This is a genomic window from Heyndrickxia sp. FW510-T9, from assembly GCF_058781025.1.
Window position 1 is genome coordinate 1 of sequence record NZ_JBYSWK010000111.1, and the last position, 960, is coordinate 960.

Annotated in this window: 1 protein-coding gene; it reads right to left on the bottom strand. The window is 35.0% G+C overall.

The annotated features are described in order from the left end of the window. Positions 1-829, bottom strand: an 829-nt coding sequence (locus AC3WJF_RS23050; RefSeq protein ID WP_492456438.1) for an IS3 family transposase, incomplete at its 3' end; no start/stop codon positions are given. Positions 830-960 lie beyond the last annotated feature (131 nt).

Below are 960 nucleotides of genomic sequence, written 5' to 3' on the forward strand. Positions count from 1 at the left end.
AGTTCTCCAATGTAGAGTGCCTTCTTCTCTCATTATAAAAACTATTAATATAGTAATTTATTGCTTTTATTGCTTCCGATCTAGTTGCGAAACGCCTCTTATAAATTAAATCTTTCTTAATTGTGGCATGGAATGATTCAATACAAGCATTATCATAAGGGTCGCCTTTTTTACTCATACTTTTTTGCATTTTTTGTTCATCCAATATCTCAGTATACTCATTAGAACAATACTGAGATCCTCTGTCAGAATGATGAATTAATCCTTTTCCAGGCTGCCTTGATATAATCGCCATATTCAACGCTTGAATACATAATTCTTTCCTCATGTGTGAGGAAAGTCTCCACCCTACAATCTTTCTGGAAAACAAGTCCATAACAGAAGCTAGATAAAGCCACCCCTCAAGTGTCCAAATATAAGTAATATCAGTTACCCATACCTTATTGGGTTTTTCAACATTGAAATTCCGATCGAGTAAATTAGGATAAATCTGCAAATCATGATTAGAATCTGTAGTGATAACATATTTTCCTTTTTGTGTAGCTTTTAAGCCCATTTCCTTCATAAGACGAGCTACTGTTTTTTGGGAAACAATATACCCCCACTCCACCAAATCAGCATGCACTCTAGGGCTTCCATAGGTCCCATAGCTTTCATGAAAAGACTTACTGATTTTCCCCTTAATTTCCAAACGATATGCTTCTTTTTCTGATGGTGGTGTGTTTTGTTTTTTAAGCCATTTGTAATAACCACTTGTGGAAACCTCAAGAATTTCGCACATCTTCACAACCGCATGTTCATCAGAGTGAGCTTGAATGAAAGTATAGATTACGCTTGGTTTTTCGTGAAGATGTGCATCGCCTTTTTTAGTATTTCATTTTCTTCTCTTAACTGCTCTAATTCTTTTTCATATTGTTTTTTTAGTTTCTCTAACTCTTTAGGAGTTACATACTTCTCCGA